The 25,947-nt window shown below is 40.6% G+C and carries 20 protein-coding genes, 1 pseudogene and 1 riboswitch; of the genes and pseudogenes, 16 read left to right on the forward strand and 5 right to left on the reverse strand.

Annotation, left to right across the window (positions count from 1 at the left end; all coding sequences use genetic code 11):
- Positions 1–107 precede the first annotated feature (107 nt).
- The 9 genes from KFZ56_RS01900 to KFZ56_RS01940 all read left to right on the forward strand — a co-directional run bounded on the left by KFZ56_RS01900 (position 108) and on the right by KFZ56_RS01940 (position 16,192).
- Entirely contained in the window at positions 108–6,512 is a 6,405-nt protein-coding gene (locus KFZ56_RS01900) for a Cna B-type domain-containing protein (protein WP_222639892.1), read from the forward strand.
- Positions 6,513–6,806: 294 nt separating this feature from the next.
- Positions 6,807–6,990, forward strand: a riboswitch (cobalamin riboswitch).
- A gap of 126 nt (positions 6,991–7,116) precedes the next feature.
- Positions 7,117–8,115 carry an ABC transporter substrate-binding protein gene (locus KFZ56_RS01905; RefSeq protein WP_222639895.1) on the forward strand — a complete coding sequence of 333 codons (999 nt, stop codon included), beginning with the start codon at positions 7,117–7,119 and terminating at the stop codon, positions 8,113–8,115.
- Positions 8,063–9,145 (forward strand): FecCD family ABC transporter permease, encoded by a 1,083-nt coding sequence (locus KFZ56_RS01910; RefSeq protein WP_375540688.1) that lies wholly within the window; start codon positions 8,063–8,065, stop codon positions 9,143–9,145. Before KFZ56_RS01905 ends, KFZ56_RS01910 begins: the two co-directional genes overlap by 53 nt.
- Positions 9,145–10,602 carry an adenosylcobinamide amidohydrolase gene (locus tag KFZ56_RS01915; protein WP_222639897.1) on the forward strand — a complete coding sequence of 486 codons (1,458 nt, stop codon included), beginning with the start codon at positions 9,145–9,147 and terminating at the stop codon, positions 10,600–10,602. Before KFZ56_RS01910 ends, KFZ56_RS01915 begins: the two co-directional genes overlap by 1 nt.
- A gap of 48 nt (positions 10,603–10,650) precedes the next feature.
- Positions 10,651–11,235, forward strand: a complete 585-nt coding sequence (locus tag KFZ56_RS01920) for a cob(I)yrinic acid a,c-diamide adenosyltransferase (protein ID WP_222639899.1) — start codon at positions 10,651–10,653, stop codon at positions 11,233–11,235.
- A 491-nt stretch (positions 11,236–11,726) separates the two neighbouring features.
- Positions 11,727–13,529, forward strand: a complete 1,803-nt coding sequence (glmS, locus tag KFZ56_RS01925; RefSeq protein ID WP_222639901.1) for a glutamine--fructose-6-phosphate transaminase (isomerizing) — start codon at positions 11,727–11,729, stop codon at positions 13,527–13,529.
- Between the two features lie 149 nt (positions 13,530–13,678).
- On the forward strand, positions 13,679–14,029 hold the full coding sequence (locus tag KFZ56_RS01930; protein WP_222639903.1) for a hypothetical protein: 351 nt from the start codon (positions 13,679–13,681) through the stop codon (positions 14,027–14,029).
- A gap of 110 nt (positions 14,030–14,139) precedes the next feature.
- Complete coding sequence (locus KFZ56_RS01935) at positions 14,140–14,982, forward strand: MerR family transcriptional regulator (protein ID WP_222639904.1); 843 nt, start codon at positions 14,140–14,142, stop codon at positions 14,980–14,982.
- Positions 14,983–15,088: 106 nt separating this feature from the next.
- Complete coding sequence (locus KFZ56_RS01940) at positions 15,089–16,192, forward strand: C45 family autoproteolytic acyltransferase/hydrolase (RefSeq protein ID WP_222639906.1); 1,104 nt, start codon at positions 15,089–15,091, stop codon at positions 16,190–16,192.
- A 593-nt stretch (positions 16,193–16,785) separates the two neighbouring features.
- On the opposite strand, the gene KFZ56_RS01945 is transcribed toward KFZ56_RS01940, so the two are convergent.
- The gene (locus KFZ56_RS01945; protein ID WP_222639907.1) at positions 16,786–16,893 is read right to left on the reverse strand and encodes a putative holin-like toxin; all 108 of its coding nucleotides are present in this window, start codon (positions 16,891–16,893) and stop codon (positions 16,786–16,788) included.
- Positions 16,894–17,438: 545 nt separating this feature from the next.
- On the opposite strand from KFZ56_RS01945, the gene KFZ56_RS01950 reads away from it, so the two are divergent.
- From KFZ56_RS01950 to KFZ56_RS01960, 3 genes are all read left to right on the forward strand, one after another.
- Positions 17,439–18,149: a rhomboid family intramembrane serine protease gene (locus tag KFZ56_RS01950; RefSeq protein ID WP_222639908.1), complete on the forward strand. Its 711-nt coding sequence runs from the start codon at positions 17,439–17,441 to the stop codon at positions 18,147–18,149.
- Between the two features lie 462 nt (positions 18,150–18,611).
- Complete coding sequence (locus KFZ56_RS01955) at positions 18,612–18,935, forward strand: alpha/beta fold hydrolase (protein WP_222639909.1); 324 nt, start codon at positions 18,612–18,614, stop codon at positions 18,933–18,935.
- Positions 18,936–19,075: 140 nt separating this feature from the next.
- Positions 19,076–19,405 (forward strand): alpha/beta fold hydrolase, encoded by a 330-nt coding sequence (locus KFZ56_RS01960; RefSeq protein ID WP_222639910.1) that lies wholly within the window; start codon positions 19,076–19,078, stop codon positions 19,403–19,405.
- Between the two features lie 465 nt (positions 19,406–19,870).
- Here KFZ56_RS01960 and fabF read toward each other — a convergent pair whose 3' ends face one another.
- Positions 19,871–21,106 (reverse strand): beta-ketoacyl-ACP synthase II, encoded by a 1,236-nt coding sequence (gene fabF, locus KFZ56_RS01965; RefSeq protein WP_222639911.1) that lies wholly within the window; start codon positions 21,104–21,106, stop codon positions 19,871–19,873.
- 122 nt (positions 21,107–21,228) lie between these two features.
- On the opposite strand from fabF, the gene KFZ56_RS01970 reads away from it, so the two are divergent.
- Both KFZ56_RS01970 and KFZ56_RS01975 read left to right on the forward strand, forming a co-directional pair.
- Positions 21,229–22,095 (forward strand): helix-turn-helix transcriptional regulator, encoded by an 867-nt coding sequence (locus tag KFZ56_RS01970; RefSeq protein WP_222639912.1) that lies wholly within the window; start codon positions 21,229–21,231, stop codon positions 22,093–22,095.
- Between the two features lie 81 nt (positions 22,096–22,176).
- Positions 22,177–22,464, forward strand: a complete 288-nt coding sequence (locus tag KFZ56_RS01975) for an aldo/keto reductase (protein WP_222643861.1) — start codon at positions 22,177–22,179, stop codon at positions 22,462–22,464.
- 150 nt (positions 22,465–22,614) lie between these two features.
- Here the strand turns inward: KFZ56_RS01975 and KFZ56_RS01980 are convergent, their stop codons facing one another.
- The 3 genes from KFZ56_RS01980 to KFZ56_RS01990 are packed head-to-tail and all read right to left on the reverse strand — an operon-like array spanning position 22,615 to position 25,170.
- Entirely contained in the window at positions 22,615–23,391 is a 777-nt protein-coding gene (locus KFZ56_RS01980) for an ABC transporter permease (RefSeq protein WP_222639913.1), read from the reverse strand.
- Positions 23,391–24,470: an ATP-binding cassette domain-containing protein gene (locus KFZ56_RS01985; protein ID WP_309228337.1), complete on the reverse strand. Its 1,080-nt coding sequence runs from the start codon at positions 24,468–24,470 to the stop codon at positions 23,391–23,393. Before KFZ56_RS01985 ends, KFZ56_RS01980 begins: the two co-directional genes overlap by 1 nt.
- Entirely contained in the window at positions 24,391–25,170 is a 780-nt protein-coding gene (locus KFZ56_RS01990; RefSeq protein ID WP_222639915.1) for a MerR family transcriptional regulator, read from the reverse strand. Before KFZ56_RS01990 ends, KFZ56_RS01985 begins: the two co-directional genes overlap by 80 nt.
- 332 nt (positions 25,171–25,502) lie before the next feature.
- Between KFZ56_RS01990 and KFZ56_RS19940 the strand changes: the two are divergent.
- Together KFZ56_RS19940 and KFZ56_RS19945 are read left to right on the forward strand one after the other, a co-directional pair.
- Positions 25,503–25,685 (forward strand): annotated as a pseudogene (locus KFZ56_RS19940) (DUF2992 family protein); the annotation flags it as partial.
- A 65-nt stretch (positions 25,686–25,750) separates the two neighbouring features.
- Positions 25,751–25,834 (forward strand): hypothetical protein, encoded by an 84-nt coding sequence (locus KFZ56_RS19945; RefSeq protein WP_375540689.1) that lies wholly within the window; start codon positions 25,751–25,753, stop codon positions 25,832–25,834.
- The last annotated feature ends 113 nt before the right edge of the window (positions 25,835–25,947 follow it).

Raw genomic sequence — 25,947 nt, forward strand, 5'->3', positions numbered from 1 at the left:
TAAAAGAAACTTGTAGTTGAAAATCATAGAAAGATAGACGGAGGTGTTATGCGCAGTTAACTATTTGCAAAAATGGAATATAGACATAAAGAGGAGGAACAAGTGAATTGAAAACACGTGTGAAAAGAGCAAGTATAGTTATGATTTTTCTTCTGATGATACAGTCCATTGTATCAGGCATTGCTCCTATACAAACAGCGCATGCAGAAGAAAATTCAAATGACGCGTTCTTTGACTTTGCAAGCCTAACAGAAAGCTCTTTCTCTCAAGAAGATGGTGATGGTTTTGTACATATAGACTGGTCACTGTCAAATTTTGATGTAGAAGAAGCGGGACAGTCTACCGATTTCCAAAGCCCGGTTGCATTAGTCGAGCAGGAAGGAACATTATCTTCCGAAGAAGCAACGGATGTTGCCGTCTATGAAACAACGGAAAATGGCATTCATGTGACGTTTAACGAAGCGGCGCTGGAACATCCGGAAGCTGAAGGGACAGTAAAGCTGCAAGTTCCTTTAGAAGAGGAAACTGCTGAGGAAGTGTCTGTTGAAGAGGGAACCGAGGAAGGCGCAGAAAAAGTAACTGAAGAAGAAGGAACCGAGGAATCGGCCGAGGAGGAAGCGGCTGAAGCAGGAACGGAAGAAGCTGCAGGAGAAGGAGCAGTAGAGGAAGAAGGAACTGAGGAAACAGATGGGGAAGAATTGGCTGAAGCGAGAGGGGAAGAAGGAACCGAGGAAATAGCCGGGGAGGAATCGACTGAGGCAAATGAAGAGCAAGAAGAAGCCGCAACTTCTGCTGCATCAAATGTTGGCCCGCAGGTTGAATTAGGGGATATCTTTACCTTTGACTATTTTCAAATGGATGGGGAAGATGTAACAAACGGTGCAGAGGTTTATTTTGATAGTCAATATCAAATTCAATATGCGTGGGATACCGGTGACCAAGAGGTTAATGCTGGAGATACAGCAACATTGGAATTGCCGGGTGTGTTCCAACAATGGGAAAACACGCCAGGTCAAGACATCGAACTTGACGATGGAACGGTAGTAGGAACGTTTACTATCAATAATGGTGTACTAGCGTTTACTTTCGATGAAAATATTGAAGGTCAAAGTGTTCAAAATGGTGTTGTCGGTTTTGGATTAGAATTTGACCGGGAAAAATTCACTGAAGAATGGGAGCAAGAGATTGATTTCGATGGTGATGGTGAAAAAGATTTGACGGTCGTTACCATACCAAATGAAATTGAATCAGAGATGGAAAAAGAAGGAGAACCTGACAGTGACCGAGATGCAAGGGAAATAACTTGGATCGTTGATATTACCAATGGCAGCGACCAACCCATTACGAATGGAGCATTGGGAGATGTTCTTCCAGATGGTGTTGGAGAGCCGGGTAATTTTGAAGTCAGAGAATTGACTTATGATGTTGATGGTAATGAAACGGTTGGTAATGAAGTAGATTTTAACGACCCAACGCGCACTGAAAATGGTTTTGAAATGATATTTGACTCTGTTCCAGCAAGAGGCGGATATCAAGTTGAATATACAACAGAAATCACAGATTATTCCATTACTGAATTTACGAATGACGCTACCTTCAATCATGATGATGGCGAATTAGAAGCAAATACAACAGTTTATGCAACGGAACGCAGTAATCCAATTCAGAAGAGTGGCGAACGTGTATGGTGGGATTACGTCAATCAAGAGGAAGTCGATTTGATTGAATGGACTATTGTCGTAAATGAGAATGGTGTAGATATTGACAATGCGGTTGTTCATGATGAATTACCAGCTGGGTTAACTGTAGTAGATGGTTCGATATCTGTTACAAACAATGGTGAATCTGTTGATATTGATACAACGGCATTCCCGGATAATCCACTTACTTTAGGATCGGTCCGTTCCGATGAAGTTTACACAATTACATTCTTGACAGATTATGATTGGTCAGAAGTAAATGATGGAGAATACGAGGAAGGAAACAGGTTTACAAATAAGACCGAATTATTTGATGGTGAAAATAAAAGAGGAGAAGATGAAGACACAGTAGATGTGTGGAGAGATTCACTCCTTGAGAAATCAGGAAATATTGATGATTATAACTATGAAGACAAAATCTTATCCTGGGAAATAACCGTTAACCAAGCAGGGCATCCGATTAATGATGCAGTTTTAACGGATACACTGCCGGCTGGTTTAGGTGAGATTACTGCAGAAGACATTGATATAGATGGAGCAGAAGTTAATGTTGATGCTATTGAGGTTACGCAAAATAATGACGGCACACAAACGGTTGTTATCAATTTAGGAGATATTGATAGCGCAGTAACAGTTGCTTACCAAACAGAGGTTGAAAATTTTGATGTAGAGCATGATTTCACGAATACAGCAAACCTTGGCGGTGAAGGTATTGGTGACAGTGAGACTGGTGACAATGAAACAGTTAATCCACCAGCAAATAATTTTGGCAAGTCATTCGAGGGAATAGACTATAATGCGAAAACCATTGATTGGCAGCTTGAGGTTAATCCAATTAGAGAGGCAATTTCTGAGCTGACAATTACGGATACTTTCCCTAATGAAGGAATGTTCTTATTAGAAGATACAGTGGAAGTTACCTTAGGTGACGAAGCATTTACGAATTATACTTTGGAACCGATTGATGGCAGCTATCACAATGGTTTTACGATTACGATAGATGAAGACGTAGAACTTGATGGCGGTCAACTAGAAGTGAACTATACAACGTCATATGATCCAGATGAAGTTGAAAATCCACATACAGGTTATAGTGAAGACGGGGATAGCGCTAGACTGTATATTAATGAAGCGCAATATGTAGGTATGACGGAGGGCGGACATTCATTTGACCAAACGCGTGATGCCAATGTTGAAGTAAGAGATGATGCATGGAACAACGGTAAAAAAGAAGGTAATCTTGTTGATCCCGATAATTGGAGCGAGGCTTCTGATAGAAAAATTGCATGGCAAGTGTACTTTAACTATCAAGAGCAGAATCTTGGATCAGATGTTTCCGTAACGGATACATTAGATTATGAAGGAGAAATCATTGACGAGTCGATCAAAGTATCTACGTATGATGTAGATCCTGACGGAAATACATCTATGACGGATACTGTACTGGAACGTGGTGAGGACTATACCGTTGAAGGAGAAGGTACAGAGATTACGATAAACTTTACAAATGATGTGACTGAAAGGTATGTCATTGAATTTGAAACAACTGTTCCAGATATCTCGGAAGAAAACTATGTCAACGATGCGGTGGTTAAAGTCGGAGACAACGAGTATCCTTATACTTCATCTGTTGATTATGACAAAGGGAATGATTTCTTAGATAAACAAGTACTTGGTCATGAAGGATCAGAAGTTTACATTGGTGAAGAACTTGAATGGGAAATCGTCGTTAATGAAAGTCTTTCGAGTGTTGAAGGCGCCACTCTTCAAGATACCATTAGCCCAGGACTTTCATTTGTAGAAGATAGTTTGACGATTGTTACTGGTACTGGTGAAGCATTTACAGAGGGTGAAGACTACACGCTTAGCACAGAGACTAATGAAAATGGCGAAACAGTATTAGATATAACTTTTGAAGAGGATGTAACTGAAGTTTTAACAGTAAACTATGAGACTATCGTTACTGCAGAAGATGGTCAATCAGTTAATAATTCAGTAGAGTTTAGCGGTATGGAAACCCAACTAGGGTCTGACGAAACAGAGGAAATAACAGCCAACCAGTTCGCATGGACTGGTGGGGAATTCAGAGAAGACCGCGGCGCGATTCGAATTCTTAAAGTTGACTCATCAGGAGAACCAATCGAATCTTCAGAAGCTACTTTTGAATTGTATAGAGATATCAATGGTGAAAAGGTACTGCTAGGAGAGTACGTTACAGAGAATGGTGTTCTAGAGATTCCAAACTTACACCTGGGAATCTATTATGTAACAGAAACAGCAGCACCTGATGGCTATCGATTATCCGATGAAGAAATGACCATTGAAGTAGATGAGGTCTATGGTGAAGAAGAATATGTTATAGAAGAGGAATTTAGAAATATAAGTGATCGAGAAATCGACATCCCTGTCAATAAAACATGGGATGATGCAGAGAACCAAGATGATAAACGCTCAGAATCCATTGAAGTGGAATTACTGGCAAATGATAACGGGACAGAATTTGATAACTTGGTACTAAATAGTGAAAATAATTGGGAAGGTGCATTTAATGGCCTGCCTGAACTGGATGAAACTGGTGAAGAAATCACCTATACAATCGAAGAAGTTGATGTCCCTGAAGGCTATGAACGTGATATCAATGGTGACATGGCTGAAGGATTTGATATCACAAACAGCTATACTCCGGAAGTAACGGAAATTTCAGGAGAGAAACTCTGGGAAGACGCTAATAACCAAGATGGAGTACGACCAGAATCCATTACGGTTAATCTGCTAGCAGATGGCGAAGAAATCGACAACCAAGAAGTAACTGCAGAAGATAACTGGAGCTATACGTTTGCCAATTTGCCAGTTTATCAACCAGGTGAAGTTGGTGAAGAAATCACCTACACGGTTACGGAAGATAGTGTGGAAGGTTATACAACTACGACTGATGGATATGATATTACCAATACGCATACGCCGGAAGAACGTAGTGTAACGGTCACCAAAGCATGGGATGATGCCAATAACCAAGACGGCAAACGTTCGGAGTCTGTTGACGTTCAGCTATTCGCAAATGGGGAGGAGTACGGTGATCCAATCACATTAAGTGATGAAAATGAGTGGACGCATACTTGGACGGAACTAGATGTAAACGAAGCAGGTGAAGAGATTACCTACACGGTTGAAGAATTGAATGTTCATGAAGATTATGACGTGGACATTAATGATGAAGACCTAGGTAATGTCACGATCACAAACAGCTATGATCCAGAAGTGACTGACGTATCAGGAACAAAAATATGGGACGATGCTGATAATCAAGATGGCGTACGCCCAGAGTCCATTACGGTTAACTTGCTGGCAAATGGAGAAGAGATTGACAGCAAAGAAGTAACCGGGGAAGATGACTGGAGTTATGAATTCACTGACTTACCTCAATTTGAAGCAGGCGAAGAAATCACGTATACTGTGACTGAAGATGAAGTTGCTGAGTACACAACAACGGTCGAAGGGTATGATATTACCAATACGCATACGCCGGAAGAACGTAGTGTAACAGTCACCAAAGCATGGGAAGATGCTAAAAACCAAGACGGCAAACGTTCAGAATCAGTTAACGTTCAACTCTTCGTAAATGGAGAAGCGTATGGTGAGCCAGTCACATTAAGTGATGAAAACGAGTGGACACACACATGGACGGAACTGGCCGTAAATGAAGCAGGCGAAGAAATCACCTACACGGTTGAAGAGTTGGATGTTCCTGAAGATTATGACGTGGACATTAATGATGAAGATCTAGGTAATATAACAATTACAAACAGCTATGAACCAGAAGTAATGGACATCTCAGGAACGAAAGAATGGGCAGATAACGATCATACTAATCAGCGTCCGGACTCCATCACGGTTAACTTGTTAGCCAATGGAGAGGAAGTGGATTCCGTTGACGTCACAGCGGAAACGGATTGGAATTTTGAGTTTGAGGATGTACCGAAGTTTGCAGACGGTACGGAAATCACCTATACCGTTGAGGAAGAAGCTGTTGACGGATATGTAAAAGAAGACATTGAAGGAACCGCTGAAGATGGATTCACCATTATCAATCGTCTGGAGAAAGTAAGCGTCGGAGACTATGTGTGGTTCGACGAAAACAAAGATGGTCTGCAAGATGATACAGACATCCCAATTGAAGGAGTCGTCTTAACGATAGAAGATGAAGAAGGCAACCCGGTAACGGATGTATATGGAGATCCAGTAGAACCAACAACAACAGATGAAAATGGATACTATATCTTTGAAAATCTGCCAATCGACAATACGTACATTGTACGAATTGATCAGGAAGCATCCGCAGAAGCCTTGGAAGGATATAAACCAACTTTGGAAGAAGTGGGCGATGATAGGTCTATTGATTCATCAACATGGTTTGCGGTATCTCGGCATTTAACAAAAGATGGGGAGCATGACCCCACGTTAGACTTTGGTTTTGTGCAAGCAGATCCTGCAGAAGAGCCAGGCAAAGATCCAGAAGAAGATCCAGGTAAAGAACTAGGAGAGGAACCAGGCAAAGACCCGGAAGAAGATCCAGGTAAGGAACCAGGAGAGGGGCCAGGCAAAGACCCAGAAGAAGATCCAGGTAAAGAAACAGAAGAAGTTTCAGACAAAACTGATTCAGGTAATCGTGAAGGAACCGATGAAAGTGATGGTGGAACATTGCCAGACACTGCAACATCTATCTTCAACTTACTGTTTATCAGCTTAGGCTTACTGACAATTGGAGCAATCTTATTGATTGCCAACCGCTTCCGTAATCGTTCATCTAATTAGATAGAACAAATTTCATGAGGAAAAAGGGGTTATTACCGATCATCGGTAACAACCCCTTTTTTATGGTTAGCCTTAATAAGATTCAATGATACATAGATGATTTAAAAAGCCCACTCATAAATTATGAAGAGGAGGATTTTTCCTGTCATCTCAAAAGTAGAGGGGAACTTCTATCGCCATGGAAGCAAAATATCCGCCGCTTGCCTCTTCTCGCGCTACCATACCAACCGTAATCTTTGATTTAAAAAGCATGACAAATCCCGTAGAACTATGTATACTTAAATCGTGAAAAATCGATCGTTTACGGTTTCAGGTGATTTCTATTTCAGAAATCCAAAAGGGAAGTTGGTGAAAATCCAACGCGGTCCCGCCACTGTATATGTGAGCTAGCTGTAAGGACCACTGTGCCTGCCATGCATGGGAAGGGCAGCAAGCAATGATCATAAGCCAGGAGACCTGCCTGTAACCAAACATGCATCAAACCTACGAGGAATAGGGAGGTGTAATGGGACAGGTCTATATTTTGGCTGCCCATTTGCCTATCCATCTTCATTTTTCGTGAAGATGTTTTTTATGTTACGCAAATACTAAGGGGGCACTAACAATGAAAAAGACTTCATCGTTTCTATTCGTATTCATACTTACATTTAGTCTTTTAATCGGCTGTAGCTCTGATAATTCAAATTCTGAAGATGAGGGGCAAACAGCAGATGATGGCACCGAAAAAACAGAAGAAACAGAGGATACAGAAGGAGCATTTCCACAAACAGTTACAGATGCGCTTGATAATGAGGTGACGATGGATGAAAAACCGGAGCGAATTGTTTCGGTGATTCCAAGCAATACAGAAATTGCGTTTGCGCTTGGGTTGGAAGATGAGATCGTAGGGGTCTCAGACAATGATAATTATCCGGAAGAAGTACAGGAAAAAGAAAGTATAGGCGGCATGGAATTGAACGTCGAAGTAATCCTTAGCTTGGATCCTGATCTCGTTCTTGCCCATGAGTCCAGTGTGGAGGCCACGCAGGAAGGATTGGAGCAGATTCGTGACGCCGGCATTAATGTATTCGTTGTAAATGATGCACAAGATATGGAAGGAACCTACCAATCGATTGAACAAATTGGCCAAGTTACTGGGTCACAAGATGAAGCAGAGGAAATGGTCAGTGATATGGAAGAAGGGTTTGCTTCACTGCATGAACAAGCAGAGGAGATTCCGGAGGAGGAGCAAAAATCGGTCTTTTTTGAAGTATCACCAGAGCCGGATCTATTTACCGCAGGACAAAACACGTTTTTTGATTCACTCCTACAGGTTGTTGGAGCAGATAATGCAGCAGGAGAGCAAGATGGATGGGTACCAATCGATCCAGAGACTATCGTGGAATTGAACCCTGACGTTGTTATAACGACATATGGCCATTATTCGGATGATCCGGTAGAACAAGTAATAAGCCGTGATGGATGGGAATCCATGACTGCAGTTGAAAATGAAGACGTTTATGATATTCATTCTGACCTTGTAAGTCGTCCGGGACCACGCTTAGTTGAGGGTGCAAAGGAGATTGCTGAGGTTGTTTACCCGGAATATTTTGAAGCGGAGTAAATATGTATTTGCCTACATGGTGGCACTTGCATTTTTAATTATTTCCATGCTTACTGCAATAGCGGTTGGCAGTGTGTCGGTCCCTGTTTCAGAAATTATTATGATTATAGGTGCTCACCTTTTTCATTTACCGATGGCTGAGCAGGTCGATGCAACATATATGAATATTGTTTATCACGTTCGCCTGCCCAGAGTACTTCTGGCTGGTTTCGTTGGAGCCTCTCTTGCGATTGCAGGAGCGGCTTTTCAAGGCTTGCTACGAAATCCACTGGCGGACCCCTATATACTGGGAGTTTCCTCCGGTGCTTCTGTCGGGGCTGTTGCAACATTATTTTTTAATATTTCGATTCCGCTCTTTGGTCTTTATACATTGCCGGTTTTAAGCATTATAACAGCTTTACTGACGATTTTATTGGTGTTGTTTTTCGCACGTAAAGTGGACCGGACGATGCGGGTGGAGACGATTATTCTAACTGGCATCATTTTCAGTTCTTTCTTAGGTGCATTTATCTCCCTGATCATTGCTTTTACAGGGGATCAACTACAGCAAATTATGGGTTGGCTGCTTGGGAGTGTATCAATGCGGGGCTGGAGTTATGTTACTATTATGATTCCATTTTTCGTTATTGGCACCCTTTTGCTACTCATCAACACCAGAGAACTCAATGCGATGGCTTTTGGTGAGGAACGAGCACAGCATTTAGGTGTCGATGTAGGCAAACGAAAAGTCATCATTTTGGTTGCCGGATCGATATTGACTGGTGCGGCGGTTGCCGTTTCCGGAACCATAGGTTTTGTTGGCTTGGTGATTCCCCATTTAACTAGACGATTGTGGGGCCCGGATCATGTACATCTCTTGCCTTTGTCTATTTTAACCGGTGCCGGATTTTTAATGTTGACAGATCTATTGTCACGAACGGTTATCTCTCCGACCATTTTGCCGATTGGTGTGATCACAGCATTAATTGGAGCCCCCGTATTTGCAGTTATTTTAATGAAACAACGAAAAGAAAGTCGAGGGAGGATGTAATGTTACGTCTGGATGCCGTTTTTGGAGGCTATGATGACAGGCCCGTTATTAAAGATGTCCATTTTTCCGTAGCTAAAGGGGAATTCTTTGGCGTACTAGGCCCGAATGGAAGTGGTAAGACAACGTTGTTAAGAATGATCAGCGGGCTAATTGCCTGTACGGATGGTTCCATTCAGCTAAATGGTAGGAACATCGCTGATTTTTCGCGAAAGGAATTGGCGCGGAAAATGGCAGTACTTCCCCAACTCACTGCGCATGCATTTTCCTATACTGTAAGGGAGACCGTGGCACTAGGCAGGTACGCTCACCATCAGGGTTTGTTTCAAACTTGGACGCCGAGGGACGAAGAAGTACTGCAAATGGTCATGGAACAAACGAATATCACCCGCTTCCAGCATGATTCGGTGCAGCAGCTCTCAGGCGGGGAGCAGCAGCGGGTATTTCTTGCACAAGCCTTGGCCCAGCAGCCGGAACTATTATTACTTGATGAACCGACCAACCATCTGGATTTAGCCTATCAAAAAGACTTACTTGATTTGTTGAAAAAAGGAGCAGAGCAGCAAGGGTTGACCGTGATTTCTATTTTTCATGATCTAAACCTTGCCAGCTTGTATTGTGATCGTCTGCTCCTATTGCACGAGGGAAAGACGCGTGCCTTAGATGCCCCGGATGGTGTGTTGACGGAAGATTTGGTTCATGAGGTGTATCAAACCGAGGTAAAAAGGCATTCCCATTCGGAGATTGCCAAACCGCAAATACATTTAATTCCTGCTATAGATATGGATTCAGCTAATGTGACGATTGATGCTTCCATGCTAAACGTGACGAAGGAACATATTACGCTCACATCTCCCATTCCACTTCGAACATTATCATCCGACGGATATGGCTCGGGCCTTGGCTGGAACCGTTATTTCATCAATCGCCATATTTCTGAAAAAGCGGACGACTCGGATCCGGAAAGAAAGATGCAGGCTGATCTTGAAAAACTCGAATTCGACGCTTCCAATACAGTAGGGATGAAGACTGCAGTGCAGCTGAGGAATGTTGCTTATGCGTTTTGGGAAAAAGCTAATGTCTCCCTATTTACGGTAGTAATAGGAGGTGTTGAAAACGCGACAGATGGTACGCAAACATCAGCAACACGTCGGCACGGAATGGGGGCAATTACAATTTGGCTGTTTGTAAATGGAAAACTGTCCGAAGAAGCCTTTATGCAGGCGATAATGACTGCAACAGAGGCAAAAACAAAAGCACTACTGGAGTTGGGAATGACAGATAGCGAGACGGAAACAATGATAAGCAGTGCCTCCACAGACAGTATTCTGGTTGCTGCCACTGGACAGGGATCAGTTCTCTCCGATGAGAATTTTGCGACAAAGCTTGGTCCATTAATTGGAAAGAGTGTGTATACAGAAACGAAAAAAACAATCCAATACTCGCAAGGCTTGATGTAGCGGGTACGGAATGAAAGAAACCATGAAAACCAAAAGGGAGCTGTAAGCATGCGATTATATACAAAAGCGGGAGATAAAGGCGAAACAAGTGTCATTGGCGGAAGAGTAGATAAAGACGATGTCCGTGTGGAAGCATATGGAACCATTGATGAAGTGAATGCGTTTGTAGGAAAGGCTATCTCCGAATTGGATAAGGAATTGTTCAACGATATGGTGGCAGATCTTGAGAAAATTCAAAACGAATTATTTGATTGCGGCTCCGAATTATCCAATATCACAAAGAAAAGAGCACATATATTAAGTGAAGCGCCTATCACTTACCTGGAAGAAAAAATAGATGCATTCATTGATGAAGCACCGGAATTGGAACGATTTATCTTACCAGGTGGCTCAGATGCAAGTGCTTCCCTTCATATTGCCAGGACGGTTGCAAGGAGGGGAGAAAGAGCAATTGTATCGCTCATGAAGATGGAAGAAGATATTTCTCCCATCCCGTTAACATATGTGAACCGTCTGTCTGATTATTTATTTGCCGCAGCACGCGTCGTTAATGCCAGACAACATGTTCCTGATGTAGAATATGAACGAAGCGCTAAGGTTTTCCGCGGAAGCAATAAGAAGAAAAAGGATTAAGAAATGAGGCCTGTTTAGACATCCAGCTTGTAGCGGATAAGATCCCTGCAAGCTTATCTGTGTTCATGCCTGTTGACGAACATATTTTAAGTTTCCTTCATAAATTAACGTAAGCACATGAGAAAAGTGTTGACCACCTACGCATTCTTGGGATAGAATGTAGTAGTCTCTTCGCAAATGAAGCGAAGGATTGATTCAAAAATGGAAAGGAGCATCGTGGTTACAACGTAATCAAAAGCGCCAGGACTATTTTTAGACCGTGGAATAAAAATAGTTGACGAGGTGGAGGTTAATCGAGAAGTTCGGCGGATTCCTCCCGATTGTACATCTCAATCGATAGGCTTTGTTCTCCAAAACAATGAGGCGACTCGTTGGCCAAGGGATAAAGCGAGATGCCAAAACAATCACGAGAAAGGGGCAGCATAACGCCTCTAGTACAACAAAAGGAAGGTCGTTTTTGTCTGCCCCTTTTATCTAAGGAGGACAACGATATGTGCGGCATTGTAGGCTATATTGGACAAAACGATACGAAAGAAATTTTATTACATGGACTGGAAAAGTTAGAATATCGCGGTTATGATTCAGCTGGCATAGCGATGTTACATGAAGCTGGCATCAATCTTACGAAAGTAAAGGGCCGTATTGCTGCGCTTCGAGAAAGTGTTGATCATACGGTTCATGCAACAATGGGGATCGGCCATACCCGCTGGGCAACGCATGGTGTACCAAGCGAAGTGAATGCACACCCACACAGGAGCGCGTCTGGCAGATTCACCCTTGTTCATAATGGTGTTATCGAAAATTATCAGGAATTGAAAAGGGAATATTTGCATGATGTAAATGTTGTCAGTGAAACAGACACAGAAGTGGTTGTTCAGCTCATGGAAAAGCTTTATGACACCTATCAGGATACAGCGGAAGCATTTCGTCAGGCTATACGTCTTTTGAAAGGGTCATATGCCATTGGAATGATGGATGCGAGAGATCCAGACCATCTATATGTGGCTAAGAACAAGAGCCCATTATTGATCGGCTTAGGGGATGGATTCAATGTCGTTGCAAGTGATGCCATGGCAACATTACAAGTGACGGATCAGTATTTGGAAATTTACGATCAGGAAGTCGTCATTGTCAGTCGCAACGTTGTTGAAGTTCAGAAGCTAAATGGTGCAGTGGTTGATCGTAAACCATACACGGCACAAATCGATGTGAGAGATATCGAAAAAGGAACCTATCCGCATTTTATGCTGAAGGAAATTGACGAACAGCCATTTGTCATGCGTAACATTATCAACGCATACCAAAACGAAAACAATGAACTGAAGCTTGATGCCGATATCCGCAGCGCGATGCAGCAAACAGATCGTGTCTATATTATAGCTGCAGGCACCAGTTACCATGCTGGGTTGGTCGGTAAATCACTCATGGAAAAAATCGCCAATATTCCAGTAGAAGTTCATGTTGCCAGCGAATTTTCATACAACATGCCACTTCTATCCGATCACCCGTTATTTATATTCATTTCACAAAGCGGGGAAACGGCTGATAGTCGTGCGGTATTAGTGAAAATCAAAGAAATGGGATATCCGGCAGTAACGATGACCAATGTGCCGGGGTCCACCCTTTCTCGTGAAGCAGATTATACCTTAAGTCTTCATGCAGGACCGGAAATCGCCGTTGCCTCAACAAAAGCATACACGGCACAGATTGCAGTACTGGCCATCCTCGCTGTAGATACAGCACAGGCAAAAGGGATTGAATTAAATTTTGACCCAATGCAGGAACTTGCGATTGCTGCAAATGCGATGGAAATGTTAACCGATCAGAAAGAGGAGATGAAAGGTTTAGCAAGTGATTATTTACCAACAACACGCAATGCATTCTTCATTGGCCGCAGTGCTGATTACAATGTCTGCATCGAGGGAGCGCTCAAGTTAAAAGAGATTTCCTATATCCAGGCAGAGGGTTTTGCTGGAGGGGAATTGAAACATGGAACGATTGCCCTCATTGAAGAGGGAACACCGGTTATCGCACTGGCAACGCAAGCAAATGTCAATGGTGCCATACGCGGAAACGTGCAGGAAGTTGTCGCACGGGGAGCCAATGCAATGGTTATCAGCATGAAGGGTCTTGAGCAAGATGAGGATACGTTTGTATTGCCTCATGTACATGAGCTGCTGACCCCACTTGTTAGTGTTGTGCCCATGCAGCTTTTGGCTTATTATGCAGCACTTGATCGCGGGTGTGATGTTGATAAGCCACGTAACTTAGCGAAGAGTGTGACGGTGGAGTAGATTTAGGTTGTAGATTATTATTTATGTTGAGTGACAATAAAGTCGTTTAATTTACAATAAGTTGTTTAAAAAACTCACGTTTTCGATTATAATTAAAGTAATCGAACGTGAGTTTTTTTATTGCAATAAACTTATTAGGTGATAAATACGTGGCTAATGCTAAATACAGGATTAAAAGAAGAAAAAATGCTTTGAAGGAGCTAAATGAGCTAGTAGAAAGACACTCTAATTTATTAATTATCCATTACTCTTGCGAAAGTTTTTATAATATTAAAGATGGAAGAACGCCACGTATTACTGCTATTGCAGTAAGGTATTTCAATACAGGACAAACTATTTCCTTTTCAATTCATAACGTGGCGGAGAAACAAGGTAAATTGAATAGCATTGAATATCACTATAATGAATTAGAAAAATCCATGTTAGATGAATTTTATCAATTTGTTTCAACTCATATCAACTTTAAATGGATTCACTGGAATATGAGAGATATAAAATAAAGTTCTGTAATCTAAAAATTACGTGCGTTCGATTATAATAAAATTAATCGAACGCACGTTTTTATGAAGGCGTTTTATCTTATACATTTCTATAGAGGGTGATTCATTTTATGTATACTATAGGGAATTTCTCGAATCTCTGCAACGTACCAGTTAAAACCGTTCGCTACTATAGTGAAATTGGGTTGCTAAATCCTTCCTATGTGGATCCTGTGACAAGTTATCGCTATTATGACTACGATAAGATGAAAGAGTTGAAAACGATTTTAATCTTAAAAAAGTGCCAGTTCTCATTAGACGAAATTGGACAATTTTTAAATGGCGAATATAGTAATAATCTGAGTGTAAGGTTACAGAATAAAGCGGATGAGTTAAAGATTCAGCAAGAACAGATTACCAAGAAAATCAAAAACATTGAGCAATTAAATAAGTTACTACAAAATGAAAAACCAATTATTTCAGAGCCTGCTCTTTCAAACTGTTACATAGAGAGGCGGGAAAGTCTACGGGCTCTGTCCCTTCGTAAAACGATCAATATAATAGAAATTGATACGCTTGTTAAGGAGTTGTTTGAAAGAATCTATGCCTTTCAATTAACTGTTGATGGGAAGTTACTCGCTATCTTTCATCAAAAAGATCAGAAGCAAAATAAAGCAGATGTTGAGTTGCTTTTACCAGTAAAAGCGGGTAAATATGAAGGGTTCCTTACAACATTGCCTGAAGGAAATTATGCATGTGTCGATATGAAAGGTCCATATTCAGAACTTCATTATGGTTACAGACGTTTAAAGGCTTGGTTAACAGAACACTCACTGTCTGCGAATGGCATGTATATGGAAGAGTATGTAAAAGGGCTTGTTCCATTAAACGTTACGAATCCTTTACATATTAAACCAAATGATGAATTGCATCCAAACGATTTTTTAACGAAAGTATTTGTCAAGATAGGTTAACGTTCCATACTTCGAATATGGGTTAACTCTCCAGCTAGTGGAAGGTTTATTCTTTTTATAGCAAGGCCATATGCCTTGCTAATAAACGATGAATGGAGAGGGTTAAATGAGTGACTATACTGGAACGTTCATTTTTTTAGAAGGTAGCTCGTATGAAATTGGGGAAAAACAGGCATTAGAGTTTTGGGAGAACCCACAAGCCAAAAAATTGTATTTTGGTGAATCACCAGATTCTGATAAAGCTTATCTGGAAATGAGAGCCCAAATCGAGGAATATTGCCCGGGTTTAAATGAAGAATTAGAGGGTTTTGCAAAAGGATTTGGCTTGGAGCCTAATCAATTAAACTTCTTCAATGATGCCTGGCTCACACCTGGAGGGTGCAGTCTTGGTGTAGTTTCCCCTCGGAAGATGATTGATGGCAAAACATATCTAGTTCGGAATTATGATCTCTCTCCTGAAATTTCCGATATGCGTCTCTGCAGTACTAAAGTGAAAGGACGTTTCGCACACACCGGCTTCTCAGTATCTATAATTGGGCGTAGCGAAGGGTTGAATGAGAAAGGGTTATGTGTAGCTTTTGCCTCATGTGGGATGCCAATAGGGAATTATCCGGGAATGAGAGAACCAGCATCATCTGGTTTGCAGTTTATGGTTATCGTAAGGGCCATTCTGGAGACTTGCAAAAATACGGAAGAAGCTGTTTATGCAATTAAAAACATGCCGGTTGGAACAAATATGAATTTACTCATAGCGGATGCGGAGGGGGAAGCAGCTTTAGCAAGTACTTTTGATGGAGTTAAATTGGTTGAAAAAACGGACATGGATTACTTAACGGCAACCAATCATGCGGTATTCCCTGAGATTCAAAATCTTGAACAAGGTAAGCTTAATCAGTCTCTACAACGATATAAAATCCTGGAAAGTACCTTTAGTGCTAAAGGTAAGCGTTCTGTCCGTGAAATTAAAGAACTTCTTTTAAAAGAGTATCCAGAAGGGGTTTCTGTCCATAACTACAATGAAAACTTTGGAACGGTTCACTCTGTTTTGTTTAACCTCACTGATCGCCAACTAGATTTTTCGTTTGGATCTCCTTTACAGAATTCGTTATATAAAATAAATGTGGGTGAGTCTTTCCCAAAGAGTCAAGTTCCTGTTCAGTGTAAGAGTGAAAGCTATGGAATGGATTTTTGGAGTATAGTAGAATCGTAATCACCCAGACAATGCTTGGGAAGTAAAGAAGTAACAGAACGTCTAATGAGGTAAAGGGACAAATATTTTTCATCAATTTAAACTAAATTAAACAACTTTATTGTTATTACACAGTTTAAGCATAGTAAAATAACAACCGCCTTCAAGGGCGGTTGTTATTTTCTTAAGAAGAAAAGGCCTCTCAAAGGGCTTTCGTAAAAGCACAGCGAATATATAACATAAGTTACGATTCTTATGTTAAAAGTTTTGTAAATCTTAATATCAGTCTTCAGAAAACATGCAGGAAAACCAAGGTGATTTATCATTAACAGTAAAAGAGGCAGCTCAACACATCAACGAAAGCCCGCACGTTATTAGAAATTGGATGCGTGAGCTAAAAAATCATATTCAAACGAAAAAGGGGGATAATAATTATCATTAATTTTGATAAAACAGCGATTGAGCGTTTACTCCTTATAAAAAAACTAAACAGAGAGCAAGGATATTCCTTAAAACAAATTGAATATTATCTCGCTACTGGAGAAAATCCAATACAATCCGAATCAGAACCTACTTACAATGATAAAATATTTCAAGGGAAATGAAGGATAATTTTAAAAACAGGAAGCTTTTCGGTGGTTATTTTTTTGTTCCAATGACAGAATCGCTATAATTAGACTTCCAAAAGTTATAGCCAGCATTAATGCTTCAAAAACTGTCATAAGGCAACACCCCCCTTTCGACTAGAATGAAAGGTACGGTAATAAAGGGAGTGCGCCACCACCATGGAAAAGCCTTATGCACTGCTACTATTATAGTATATTTACCTATATATTTAATCTGTAAAAATTGATTTTCTGGATTCTTTATAATGAAAAATAAAAACCCTGACTAATCTAACTATGTCGGGGTTTTTATGAATTATTCAAATTTAACTTTTATACATTTTCCTCTACGTTTTCGATAAAGAAGTCAAGTTCGTTTAAGATACCCAATGTTAATGCTGTAGCTTTGAAATAAAGTTTGATAATTTATAATAAAGATTGATCATTTGGAGTAAAGTCCGATAATTTATAAAAAAGTTTGCTACAATTACAATGACAAGACGGATTGTGACAATCGGGCGCAATTGTAGCATAGGGCTTTGCGCCTTTTATGCCATATAAGGGCCAGATTGTTTAAGATTAAAAATGTGTTTATTTGTGCGTATCTTGTATAATTTTAGTGAATCAGTTGTGAATAAAGCGATTGTATTGAGGAGGTACTTTTGAATAATAATAGAAGCAATAATTTTCTTCCAATGACGATAGGTATTATCGTGGTTACCTCTATGGTGACTCTTCTTCAGTTTGTTTATCCTGAGATTCTAAGTATAATGCGTCGTAATCCTTCAGCATTGGTAATGGGAGAGTGGTGGAGAATCATAACGCCATTGCTAGTACACGCCGATGGTTGGTGGCAGTATATATTCAATATCGCTTGCATCGCAATTATCGGAGGAGTAGTAGAACGGTTATATGGAAGAATTAGGTTTCTCATTCTTTATTTAGCAGGAGGAGTTATTGGCGAAATCGCAGGGTATGTCTCATGGGATCCCTATGGTGCGGGAGCATCGGTAGGTTTATGCGGATTGTTAGGTGGGTTGTATGTCAGGATGATAATTGGAAATAAACGCGTACAACCATTTTATGCTATATTAAGTCTGTATCTTGTGGTTGGTTTAGTTGGCTTTGCAAGTGAAGAAATTTATATATCAATAGGACTCTTCGTAGCTGTTACCATGCTTATTACAATCATAAAAAAGCAAAACAATCGAGTCAAATTATTGAGCATTATCTCTGGCATTGGTGGTTTACTGGGAGGAATGGCTCTTCTGGTACTTAATGATATTCATGGGGCTGCAATTCTAGGTGGTTTTTGTACAGCGTTTATTTTCATATTGACACGGAGACCTCGTAGTTTGCCGAATGAAGTATGAAGATTTAGATTTCAATCAACTTATCAATTGGGTTGATTCATCAAAAGACACAACCTTCTTTCTCTTTGCCTATTCCTTTATCGAGCGCGATTGTTGAATACCACAGGTGGAAAATGATCAAACTTTTTTATAGAAATTGAACAACGCAGCGCAAAGAAAGAATCCATTTTGATCAATCTTTTTTCCAAATGGATTCTTCCTGTTGTATGGTCATATAAGGAATTGTGAGGTATTTTTGATTAAACTTTATTTTAAAGCTACAGTTTATGTGGCTTTAAAATAGAGTTGTACCGTTAACCGTTTATAAAAAAGTTGCACCATTTTACCCCTTTGGATATGATGACTCCAAAGGATATTTTTACGAAAAACATTGTTCAACAAACAGGCCATATTCTGGAATAAAAGTGCCGGGGAGCTTAAAGTATAAGCTAAGATGTGTAGGTAGGGGAGGCGGAGTTATTTATGGAGCAAAAAACGTTGAAGATTGATGGCGGCGAGCTATGTTATTGGATGAAGACTAAAGACTCTAATAGATGGATCATCTTCCTTCACGGTGCGGGTTGCACGCATGGTATGTTTGAAAAGCAAATTTCGGCTATGCCGGATGAATATAACATCGTTGTTTGGGATGCAAGGGGGCACGGTGACTCAAAATTAGATCATGGGCGTCGGTTTGACTATGATGACATGATTCAAGATTTTATAAAGCTAATTGATTTCCATCAAATGAAGGATATAACCATTATAGGTCATTCTATGGGGGGAACCTTTCTCAAAGCATATTGAAACGGTTCCCTGAGAGGATAAACAAGGTTGTTTTAATTGGTTGCACAAATAATACGCAAACCTTGACGTTAAGCGAAAAAATATTGATGAAGCTGTTTTCGCCTATTGTATGGCCAATACCTTGGAAAAGTATGGTGAAAATGAGTGCTAAGTCTTCAGGAGAAACAGAGTATACGCACAAGTATATGGAAAAAGTGCTTGAGGACATTGGAAAGAAACGTTTTCTGGAAATAATGAATTCAATGATGGGCAAAGCTTTCGACGATTCGCCTAATTATCGTTTTCCGTTTCCTGTTTTGTTAATTCTCGGCAAAAAGGACAAAACCGGAAATATTATAAAATCCATGACAAACTGGCCTAAAAAAGACAAAAATGGTGTTTTAAAAACAGTTCCGAATGCAGGGCACAACGCCAACATGGATTCACCTGAATTTGTCAACCAGTTTATTCTGGACTATTTAGAGAAATAATGGTCGTTTACTAACGTGAGTTCTTATTCATCAATCGATCACAATTGTTGAACAACATAAAAGTGGCACGTCCAGAAAGTATGGCGGGTTAGATTAAAATATACTACTTTACGCCTTTTCATCATTTATGAAAAAATGGGATAGAAATGAGCATAAGGTGTTGATATGAAAACAGCTACAGCATTTTCTATCCTAAAGAAATTTAATGAAAGTTGCACCTTTTTATCCCTTTGGGTATGCATTATCCAAAGGGGCACTTTATGAAAATGAATTGAATAAGTTTATTTTATTTGACTCATTATTATAAAGAAAGGATTACCATTTATATAACCAACGACTTTATCACCATCGTTTTTATTCATTTCTTCAACTGTTTTTGAAAGTAACTCTTCCTGTATAATGGGAATTTAATTGAAAATCTCTAACCGTTTCTTCCAGAAACAGTTAGAGATTGATGATGTTTATTTACTCGTATTTCTTTAAAGCAATAGTTGCATTATGGCCTCCGAAACCAAATGAGTTAGATAGAGCGGTATTTATTTTCATTTGGCGAGCAACAGATGGCACATAATCTAAATCACATAATGGATCAGGATTTTCTAAATTAATAGTTGGAGGAACTATGCCTTCTTTTAAGCTCATTGCTAAAGCAATTGCCTCAACACCACCAGCTGCCCCTAACATATGACCAAGCATAGATTTATTAGCTGTTACTGGAATCTGATAAGCTTGTTCTCCAAACAGTTGCTTAATAGCCCTCGTTTCAGAGATGTCCCCCACTTTTGTACTTGTTGCATGAGCATTAATAATATCAATTTCTTCAGGTGATATATTGGCATTTTTTAATGCGGATCTCATTGCAAGATAGGCACCTTTACCTTCTGGGTGGGTGGCTACGATGTGGTGTGCGTCTGAACTTGCCCCATACCCAATGACTTCTGCATAAATTTTTGCTCCTCTACGTAAGGCATGAGATAAAGATTCTAAGATTAGAATTCCAGCACCTTCTGACACGACAAACCCATCTCGATTTTCATCAAATGGACGACTAGCTTTAGTGGGATTATCGTTTCTTGTTGATAATGCTGTAGCATTACTAAAGCTTGCTATTGATAATTCTGTTATAGCTGCCTCGGTTCCACCCGCAAACATAACGTCAACTTCCCCAGAACGAATTAGTCGAAAGGCTTCTCCAATAGCTGTATTTCCGATTGCACACGCAGAAACAGGCGACATAGAAGGCCCCATCGCATTCCACTTGATACTAATTTGGGCAGCGGCAGCATTAGAAATCATGGCAGGTACTAGAGTTGGGCTGACTCTTCTTGCTCCCTTCTGCCTAAGCGCATCAACGTTTCCAATTAAGGTTTCAATTCCTCCTATACCCGAACCTACGTATACTCCTAGCCTTTCAACATCTATACGATCGAGGTCTAATTTAGAATCCTCCCAAGCTTGTTTAGCCGCAGCCAAAGCAAATTGAGAAAAACGATCTAAACGTTTTGCTTCTTTCTTTCCTAAAACTTTATCTGCATCAAAGTCTCGGGTAATACCTGCAATTTTTGTCTTATGATTCGTAACATCAAATGTATCAATGGTAGATATTCCTGATTCACCGTTAATCAGATTGTTCCAAAATGTATTGATGTTGCTTCCTGTAGGGGAAACTACACCCATACCTGATATTACAACTCTTTCCACTTTTCATCCCTCCAAATCAATCATATAATTATATTTTACATCCCTTTTATCCTATTACAAGATATTATTTATCCTGGTATAATTACTACTAGGTAACATTGATACAATGAGGTGTTTAAAAAATGAATGATAAAAACAGGCTAGAAGCTTTATCGGCATTCTTAAAGGCTAAGCGTGCTCGAATTAAGCCGGAGTCTATTGGTTTCCCTACTGGAAGTCGGAGAAGGACACCCGGATTACGAAGAGAAGAAGTTGCACAATTAGCAGGTATAAGTACCACGTGGTATACATGGCTAGAGCAAGGAAGAGATATAAAAGTTTCTTCTATTGTACTTGATTGTATTTCTACAGCATTGCAATTGAATAATGATGAAACTGACCATTTATATGATCTTGCTTTGGAGGCAAAATCGGGAATAGTAAATCCGATAAAGATAAAGAATCAATCTGAGCTTACCCCTTCTTTAAAACGAATACTAACTGAATTGAAACACTGTCCGACTATCATTACGGATCGACATTGCCATATTGTGGGCTGGAATTCTGCAGCTGCTCATGTTTTTTTAGACTTTGAACAAATACCGAATGATCAAAGAAACTTGATTCGTTTAGTGTTTACCAGAAAGGAATTAAAAGCATTAGCTGTTAATTGGGAGGATTTTGCGAAAGGTTTTCTTGCAATTTTCCGCACATACTATGGTCAGTATTTGGGGGATGAATGGTATGATCAATTTATTAAAGAAATGAGTGATGCTCATCCCGAATTTCAGGATTTATGGCAGGAAAGTCAAGTAAGTAAAGCCCCAGAATTGACGGTTGAATTCAGACATGCTAAGGTCGGCAAAATGCTCTTTAATTTAACTTCTTTTCAAGTTCAGGGTGATATGGATTTACGGTGCAGTATTTATACACCAGTAGATGAAACTGATACAGAAAATAAATTAAAGCGATTAATGAAGAGTGTTTCCGCAGAAAATTATTTAAAGTAATCTACACTACGAATAGAGTCGAAGGAAACCATTAATAGGACGTAAAATGGTGAAATTCAAGAATATTCTTATTAAACATCAATAAACTTCCGTTATACGGACTTTCCGGAAGGCAACCCACGCCGGAAAGGGTTCCAGGGCGAGGAAGCCGAAACAAAGTTTGAAAAGGTTAGAAAGTTGAATGAAGTAGCAAAGTGCAAAGATACAACCTTGTCTCATCTGGCTCTCGCCTGGTTGCTGAAGCAAAAGGGTGTGGACGCCATCATCCCAGGAGGAAAAAGACCTGAGCAGGGGAGAAGCAATGCGCAGGCGGGTGAAGTTCAGTTAACTTCGGATGATCTTGAAATGATAAACGAGATTCTGAAGTAACATTGCCGAGGAGGACTGGAAAGTAAAACCCCTGTTCAAAATTTTGAACGGGGGTTTTACGAAATATTTCATTTCCATAGCTGCTGGCACTTTGTTCAGATTGTTTTCATTTGAGCGGAAGAATTTTCATTGTTAACGTTCATTGGTTTCCTACACCGATTTCTGATATTTACGGAATGCCAATGTTGCCAGCCAGACTGCAAAAATCAGAAAGGAAAGCAAATAACCAAAGTGGCTCAGGATCAAGCTCCAATCAGGATGGGATCCGATCACCTCACATGCGGCTTCTCCCGCCCAACTCACGGGGTTAAAAAGGGCAACGGTGTGAATCCAGTCCGGGACGAGATCCAAAGGCATAAATAATCCGGAAAGAAACATTAAAGGCAAAGAGACAAAACTGACCGCCGACATTAATCCCTGTTCGTTTCTCACAAGCAAAGCCAGTGCCATAGATAATGCACCGAAGGCGACCCCAACCAACACACCAAAGGCAATCAGCATGAGAATCCCTCCAAAACCGCCGGCAAATGATGCGCCGAGTGCTAAGGAAAGCAGGATCATGATCAAGGCTTGAATGATCATGGTTACCGCGTTTTGTGCAAGTGGACCGAGGATCATTGAACTTCGTTTGACCGGTGAGATAAGAAAGCGGTTCAGTACTCCGCGCGTATGATCGCCTATGATACTCATGCCCGCATATCCACCGGCCATAAAAGTACTCATAATGATGATGCCCGGAGCGAGAAACGTAATATAGGAGTCGGTGTTGAAACCGGGAATGTCAATAATGTTGCTAAAAAGCGAACTGAATAGGACTAGCCAAATGATCGGTTGAATGAGATTCATAAATATTACAAACGGCATCCGAGAAGTGTTCCGCAGGTGACGAAGGGTCATATACCATGAATGGCTGAGTATTTGCATCATTAATCACTCTCCCTTTGAGCTTTGCTGAAGGTTTGGCCGGTATATCGTAAATAGACATCGTCCAACGATGGGCGAGAAATTGTGGCTGACGAAACTTTGATTCCTGATTCTTCGAGAGTACCCAAAACGACAGGAATAGCTCTAGCGCCATTATTTGTGCGTACGTACAATGAATCTTTTTCTGCCATCGTTTCATCAACTTCTTCCACTTCATCAAGTATACGTCGTGCTTGTTCATTGGAATCAGATGCTGCCAATTCAATATGAAGGGCATCTCCGTGTAATTCTCCTTTTAATGCCTCCGGACTTCCTCGGGTAACAACTTTTCCGTGATCGACAATAGCCATCTGATCGGCTAATTGATCTGCTTCCTCCAAGTAATGAGTGGTTAATAAAACGGTCAAACCTTCGCCTTTCGCCAATTGCGAGATGTTTTCCCATAAGGCTGACCGCGCCTCTGGATCGAGTCCTGTAGTGGGTTCATCAAGAAAAAGAACTTGTGGCCGGTGAATGAGGCCCATGGCAATGTCCAGCTTACGTTGCATTCCGCCCGAGTAGGTACGGCAAACACGATCAGCCGCATCTGTCAGATCGAAACGTTCCAACAATCCGGAAATCCGGGATTTAAGGAATGGACCGCTCAATCCATACATTTGCCCCTGGAGCGTGAGATTTTCACGTCCAGTACTTTGCGGATCCACACCCGATTTTTGAGCAACACATCCGATAATTCGACGTATAGCCTCTGGCTGGTGGGTGACATCTAACCCGGCAATTTCAATTTTTCCACGATCCGGCTTTGTAAGGGTTGTCATCACCTTAACGGCGGTTGATTTGCCGGCACCATTTGGACCAAGCAAGCCGAAAACTGAACCCGATTTCACTGAAAATGTCAGTCCGTCCAGTGCTTTTACACTTTTGCTGTATGTTTTGGTCAGCTGTTGTACCTCTATGGCTTTTTCCTTTGATCGTGCTGTGGATGTTGTTGTTTGTGTCAAACTATTCATTTTGTTTTCCCCTTTTATGATTTTCGTTGTCTTTTTTGTTGCGTTCGCGCTTATGCATAATCGTAACGGCACGGTCAATAAAGGAAACGACCTCTTCATCCATGGGGTAAAAAGTAATCTCACCGCTGTGATCTTTGATCGCTTTCCACATTTTTGCCTCTAATACTTCATCCCCTGAAAACATGGCGTCCACTTTATCCATCCATTGCCGCGCCAACTGTTGGGCTGTTTCAGAACTCGCATCCACGTGAATATTTGCCCGAACGGCGTGAATGATTTTCTGCCATTCCCTAAAGTCATTTTCATTCATTTGTGTACCTACATCTTTGATCGCCTCGTGTTCATCAGGATTAAAATAGTTTTCAAACAGGCGCCGTGTAGCATCTGTGTCTTGCTGAAACATATGAATCATGTCAAAGATGACGGGCCATCTGACTTCTTCTTCAAAGCGAATCGAATAGAGTACGCCCTGTACTGCGCGTTCCAACTCTTTCAAGTGTTTTTGCTGCTGCTGGATCATTTTTAGTTGTTGTTCCAGCGATTGCTCCCAGGATGCTGTGGATTGCTCCAAAACCTCCTGTACCTGTTGCAATGAAAAGCCAATATATTTCAAGGCTAGGATTTGTTCCAGGCGAAGGACGTCATCATCGTCGTATAAGCGATGGCCGCCTTCCGTGCTTGAAGAAGGCGTGATCAAACCGATTTCGTCATAATAATCCAATGTGCGTACCGTTACACCAGTTTTTTTAGAAAGCTGACCAATGGAATACATCTTTTCTTGTCTCCTTCACGGTGATTTCTCTCAGTATAAAACATCACGTAACGTGCGATTCAAGGGTGAGATTCATTTTTTTAAAAGGAAGAATTTGAAACTTGTGTTGATAAAGTCCACATCTCGAAATAAGCCCTGGTTCAATTAATGGGTGCGGGAGCCGAATAAATTGGGCTTTTTTGTTAGCAACAATTAACATATAACACGGAATGAAAAAACACGATCCGGTTGGTAGTCTGGGTACATCAGTGGATATATTGATGTCAGTAATCTTCCCCTCCTCGGGATGTCCATCATTCCATAAATTTTAATAATTAGAGGAGGAAATCGTCGTGATCTTGACGGTTTATTTTGATGGTCAGTTTTGGGTTGGAGTGATTGAACTTCGGAATCATCAAAGATTGAAGGCTTACCGTTATGTATTTGATCCGGATCCCAGCGATCCTGAAGTGTTAGAATTCGTAAATCACCATTTAATCGATGTCATTGATAAAGGTAAACAAGTAGGAATTAAGTACAAAAGGAAACCAAGGGATAAAAAAATAATCCTAAACGTCATCAGCGACAGGTGCCCAAGGAAATGCAACAAAAGGGAATTTCCACAAAGGCTCAGGAAGCCATCGGAAAGGATATTGAACAAAATAAAAAAGAAAGTCTGAAATGAAGTAAAAAGCGAAAAGAGTTTTTAATCAGAGAAGGAGAGAGATTCAAAACAAAAAGCTAAACAAAGGCACAAAGAGCGATGCGATGATCTGTTGAAACAAAGGGTTGTTAAGG

The sequence above is a fragment of the Virgibacillus sp. NKC19-3 genome (genome assembly GCF_019837165.1).
GTDB lineage: Bacteria > Bacillota > Bacilli > Bacillales > Amphibacillaceae > Virgibacillus_L > Virgibacillus_L saliphilus.